Origin of the sequence: Pseudoduganella buxea (assembly GCF_009720835.1) — a bacterium.
GTDB lineage: Bacteria > Pseudomonadota > Gammaproteobacteria > Burkholderiales > Burkholderiaceae_D > Rugamonas > Rugamonas buxea.
Genome location: NZ_WNKZ01000162.1, coordinates 1 through 5621, shown reverse-complemented (window position 1 = coordinate 5621; position 5621 = coordinate 1). Strand labels below are relative to the sequence as shown.

Here is a 5621-nt window from a genome sequence, read left to right as displayed (position 1 = left end):
ACGTCGACGTACAGGCACTGAGCACATCAACCGGCCTCGATCTGGACCAGTTCATCGGTGAGGAAATGACGGTCACCCTGCTGCAGCCGGACGGCAGCCGACGCGCATGGCACGGCCTGTGCACCGAGGCGGCCTGGCTGGGCGCGAACGGCGGCGTGGCGCGCTATCGCCTGCGTCTGGAGCCGGCCCTCGCCCTCTTGCGCCTGCGCCGCGACAGCTACATCTTCCAGGACAAGACGGTGCAGGACATTGTCACCGAGCTGCTGTCGGACTACCCGCAACTGCGCTTCGAGTTCGATATCAGTCAGGACCAGCCGACGCGCACCATCTGCACGCAGTACCGCGAAAGCGACCTGGAATTCTTCACGCGCCTGCTGGCCTCGGAAGGCCTGAACTGGCGCTTCGAACACGACCAGCCGCAGGGGGAAGACCCCGACAGCCCGGACGGCCAGGCGCGCCACAAGCTCGAAAGGATTGCCAGCGGTTTTGACAACGGCGCCGCGGCCGATCCGCACAGCCGCCTGATGCTGCAGGCCCTGGAACTGGACAACAAGCTGTTCGAAGGCGCAGGCGCCGTGCGCCGCCTGGCCCCGGGCCACGCCTTCACCTTGACCCAGCACGAGCGCTACGGCCCGGGCAGCGACGCTTTCGTCGCCCTGTGGGTCGAGCACGAGGCCCGCAACAACTTCCAGGCGCAGATCAAGACCGCCGCGAATGCCGATCTTGTGGAGAACGGCACCTACCGCAACCGCTTCGGCTGCGTGCGCGACGCCGTCGCCATTGTGCCGCGCGCGGCCGCTGCCGCCCATCCCGTCACCGCCCTGGGGCCGCAGACCGCCATCGTCGTCGGCCTGGCCGACGCCGTCGCCCACACGGGTCGCGATCACCAGGTACGCATCCAGTTCGCCTGGCAGCGCGGCGAAGGCGCCAACGCCGGCGGCATGGCCCACAACACGGACGAAACGGGCAACGCCCCCGGCGACGAACGCTCGGGGACCTGGGTACGCGTGGCCGAAGCCCTGGCAGGCCCCAACTGGGGCAGCCAGTTCACCCCACGCATCGGCACCGAAGTGCTGGTCGACTTCATCGAAGGCGACATGGACCGCCCCGTCGTCGTCGCCCAACTGTACACGGGCGCCGACCTGCCGCCCTTCTCGGCCGGCGTCGATTCGGGCGCCAACCACCCGGGCACCCTGTCGGGCATCCACAGCCACAACTTCAGCGGTGACGGCTACAATCAATGGCAGCTGGACGACACGCAAGGCCAGGTCCGCATGCGCCTGGCCACCAGCAGCGCGGCGACCCAGCTGAACCTGGGCTACCTGATCCAGCAATCCCCCACGTCATCGCAACGCGGCGCCTACCGCGGTGCCGGGTTCGAACTGCGCACCGACGCCTGGGCCATCGTGCGCGGCGGCGAAGGCGTGCTGCTGACGACTTCCGCCCGCTCGGCGCAAGGTGCCAGTGTCACGTCGACGCAGATGGATGCATCCGAGGCGCTGGCAGGATTCAAGGCCGCCGAAGAACTGGCGCAGACGATCAGCGATGCCGCCACCGCGCAGAATGCGCTGGTGAGCAAGAACGCGGCAACAGCGCACAAGGATTTCGTCGCGCTGCTCGATCCCGAACAAAAGGGGAAATTCAGCGGCGCTGTCAACGGCCAGGGAGCCTCGAAGGCCCATAGCGGCTCGCGTGAGCTGGATGCATCGCAACCAGTCGAGAAATTCGGTGCACCGATTGTTGTCCTGGACTCGCCGACCAGCATCAACTGGGCGACACCGGCATCGACCGTGCTGTTCGCCGGTCAGCAGCTGCGCTGGATTACCCAGGGCGATGTGCAGATGACTGCCGCGCATACGGTGTCGTCGGTTGCTGCGAACGCCGCGTCGTTCTTTACGCACTCCGGCGGGATTCAGGCCATTGCTGCAAATGGACCAGTGTCGTTACAGGCGCATACGGATCAGCTGGAGATCGTGGCCGAAAAATCTGTGACGGTGATTTCCGTGAACGACTCCATCGAGATCAAGGCGAATCAGAAGATCGTTTTGCAGGCTGGGCAGTCGTCCATCACGTTGGAGGGTGGGGATATTACGTTTGCTTGTCCGGGGAATTTTACGGTTAAGGGTGGGAAGCATGTGTTTGATGGGGGAGTAAGCGCGGCGGTCGATCTACCGTTGCTCCCTGATGACAAACTGCCACTAAATACGCTGTACTTGGATCATCGCTATCACGATGACCAGCCGCTCGCCGGAGCTGAGTACGTTGTGACACTGGCGGATGGCACGGAACGCAAAGGAAAGCTCGACTCACAGGGGCGCGCCGCTATCCCAGATGTCCCCGGGGGCTCGGCGACAGTAAGTTATGGCCCAATGCCTGGCGCATTTGAGCGCGTCGATCTGACACCTATGCCCAACTATGATCCGGCGCCCTCTGAAGCGAAAATAGAAAGCTTAGTAGACAAATATTTAAAGACAGGCACGTCAGTGATGACGCCAGTGTCGGTGGACAAGGAACAAGTATAAATGAGCCAGGTTCAAGATCCTCCAGCCGGCTGGACCGCCAGCTACTTTAAGGCAGTTTGCGTGGACGTCGGGAGCTGGACGTGGGGAACAGTCCAGGGAGCGTTCAACGAAAAGGCCAGTTTAAGCCAAATCATTGTCGATGCGGTTATTGGCATGATTCCGCTAGTCGGTGATGCAACGGCGGTGCGTGATCTCATCGCCGTCGTCATTGGGATGGTCGATGATGAGGAGAAACGTAATTCGACTTGGCAATGGGTCTTTCTTATTGTTTTATTATTTGCGCTTATCCCGGTAATCGGAGGTGTCATTAAAGGCGCCGGCAGGATAATCCTGAAGATCGCTCTTGAGGCGGAGCACCTAACACCAGCAATGAAAATTGGCCATAACGCTGACGGTGCAAACGAGATTATCGATTTTCTTAACAGGATCGGTCAAAAAAATGCGCAAAAATGGATGCTCGCGCTGCGCATTGCTGACCATAAGACGATGTTGCTGGAGAAATTTGGGTATTTAATGGGTACTCTTGACAAGACCTTGGCTGCAGCTGGCAGCCGACTGGGCGACTCATTTCCAAGTTTAACTACGCGCATAAAAACACTTCGCGGCGGCATTGCAGATGTTCGCAAAAAAGGTACCGAGATGATTCCGATTGCGGTAAAGGAACTCGATCAGAAACTCCGAGAAATACAAGCCTATATTCGATCAGGTGGAGAGACCGCCAGTCGCGTTACGCTGCACGAGGTGGCAACTGGCCAACGAGTAACAACGTTAACTCAAGAGCGGCGATTAATTGAACAGGGTGCGCTGCCTGCGAGAAGTACCAGGGGAGGATTCAGACAGAATCCCGCTAATCATAGAGACCCTGGCGAGATAGCAAAATACTATACACACGTCCCAGGGTATCCTGACATGAAATACGGTGGCCCTGACGCGAAGACTGGCCAATTTAACAGTATAGCTGCATTCGCTGGAAAGATGGTGAACCGCCAACTTAACGATGGCGAACAAATCTTCAGATTCTTCGGCCCAGCTCGCACGACTCATGGCGTCCCAGTAGATGCAGCCTCTGCATCAGGTGGCTGGTGGGGCGTTGGCCGCGCGCCAAGAACTGCAAAGGAGTGGCGGGAATACGCGGCGGTGCTCGACAGCTTTAATGGCGATGGTTTTTACGTTACGGCAAAGGTGAAAGGTTATAACGGGCCGAAAGCTGTCGTTGGTACGGTTTCAGAACAGTTCGGCAACAAGATTCCTGGCCAGTATCTTCCAGGTGGTGCGACTCAGGCGTTCTTTTTCTTAGAGAAATCATTTGCTGATGCCTTGCGGAAGATGGGTGAGGATTTCATTAATGGCGTCGACCCTGGCCCCGTAATCGATGCGACAACGGGACTCGAGTTCACATTCCACAAAACGGGTTGGATCGATGCTAACGGGATATGGGGCTATTCCCGTGACCTGGGCGTTCCTGCGACTCAGACTGCACGGCTCGCAAGTCGCGAAAAAGCCGCGAAAGACAATAACAAGGTAATTATCAGGCCGTGACAATGACAAATGTAAACAGTACCGTTTCTGAACTTTCAGAACTGAAGCGAAAGCAAATTTTCTACTGGCTCAAGCGCGTGAGTTCAGTTACTGCTTGGTCCCGGATTTTTCAATATTATAGTGAGTGGATGTCCGTCGTTGAGAAGAGCGTGCAACAGGCGGATGATAATGGATGGAACGAAGATACTTCCATACCAATGGCTGAATATGCTTTAATTGCTAAGTGCTTGGCTCATTGTGAAGCCGGCGTTTTACGGCTCAGCAAAGGCGACAAAAAGGTCTTTAAATTTGATAGCAATGGAGAGTTCGAGATGGCCGGGCGAATTCTCGATCACTGGATCCAGATGCTTCAACGCATCAGCATGGGCGAAAACACCATAAAAAAACATACGCCTCTGTGGCCAGAGTTTTGCCTAGCTGTTGATTCGCTGGCGCAAGCGTGGGGCGAGTGTGGGCAGATAATTCTTGAATCTAGATATATTGAAGACCCTGCCCTTCTTTGGTATGGCAAATGGTTGCAGCAGGAGCTTGAGTCGACTTGGTTTCCCGAAAACTTGGCGGAAGTTCCCAACCCGTTCGATAGCATTTTTGTGCGCACTGGAGAATACACGCCTTGTTCCGGAATCTGGGAGCCCGTCGATGTACCGAAATCGTCTCTACTGAGTTTAATTGCGCGGACGCCAAAACCGCGCCCGCCTTTTAAGATCGTTGGCTGCATGAACTACCTTCACGGCGGTTCAAATGCCCCAAAGATTAAAATTGAGACAGAAAACGGTAGCAACGAAGTTAATACGGTTTGGCGCTTGCTTTGGGAAGACAAGCGCTATGAAGACGGAACCGTCCCTGATGAGGAGAAAGGCTATCGATTCTCAAAGCCGGTGCAGCTCGCTTCCCCAGCCCCAGTGCTCATCGCGACTGAGGAAATGGTGTGCGCAGATAGCGGAAGTGTGGCGCCGTTTGGCGGTAGATGGTTAGCGGAGTCAGAACTTGGTGCAGCGATCGAGGTTGTGGCTGGAGAAATATTACCGTTGCATCTAGGACGAAAAATACGATGGGTTTGGGCTGGCTCTGTTGCCTGATCAATATTTGCAAGGGCTAAGTCTGTGAGAGTGGGACTGTAAGTCTAACGAGCGTGCAAGGTTCTAATGCCTCCAAAAGACCGAAGATCAAAGACCAAAGACGAGAGAAACGAACCCTGATTCATGACGGCGTAGTACAGGTGATCAAGGTGATCTCTTTGCTTAGTGAAATACCTAGGTCCTCGCCTGGGCGACGAGATCGCCCACATGAAGGGCAAGCGCGGCGGCTTCGCACCCCATGCGGACCGGCCCGACCAGGTCAAGCACCAGCTGCGCAGCGACCTGCCCGTGTGGGTGCTGTGCTCCGTCTTCGCGCTGATCTGCGTGCTGGGCTACGTGGGCCTGCGCGCCAGGTTGTCGCGCAACACGCAGAACCAGATGAATGCCTACAGCGACGTCGTGAAGATGGCGCCGCGCGCGGCCAACCTGACCATCACGTTGCCCTGATGGACCTGCTGGCACAACTCTCTTCGGCCCTGGG

General features: G+C 57.3%; 4 protein-coding genes. All 4 read left to right on the top strand.

The window, feature by feature from the left end; translation table 11 throughout:
• Positions 1-2522: type VI secretion system Vgr family protein (locus GM672_RS26870; protein ID WP_155473576.1), on the top strand; the 2522-nt coding region annotated here is incomplete at its 5' end.
• Complete coding sequence (locus GM672_RS26865) at positions 2523-4061, top strand: hypothetical protein (protein WP_155473575.1); 1539 nt, start codon at positions 2523-2525, stop codon at positions 4059-4061.
• 2 nt (positions 4062-4063) lie between these two features.
• Positions 4064-5140: an Imm71 family immunity protein gene (locus GM672_RS26860; RefSeq protein ID WP_155473574.1), complete on the top strand. Its 1077-nt coding sequence runs from the start codon at positions 4064-4066 to the stop codon at positions 5138-5140.
• A gap of 165 nt (positions 5141-5305) precedes the next feature.
• Complete coding sequence (locus GM672_RS26855) at positions 5306-5587, top strand: DotU family type IV/VI secretion system protein (protein ID WP_260099457.1); 282 nt, start codon at positions 5306-5308, stop codon at positions 5585-5587.
• Positions 5588-5621 lie beyond the last annotated feature (34 nt).

Bases quoted from the DNA above. Each gene is read 5' to 3' on its own strand.
- GM672_RS26860 (WP_155473574.1), top strand. From the start codon at position 4,064: ATGACAAATGTAAACAGTACCGTTTCTGAACTTTCAGAACTGAAGCGA.
- GM672_RS26865 (WP_155473575.1), top strand. From the start codon at position 2,523: ATGAGCCAGGTTCAAGATCCTCCAGCCGGCTGGACCGCCAGCTACTTT.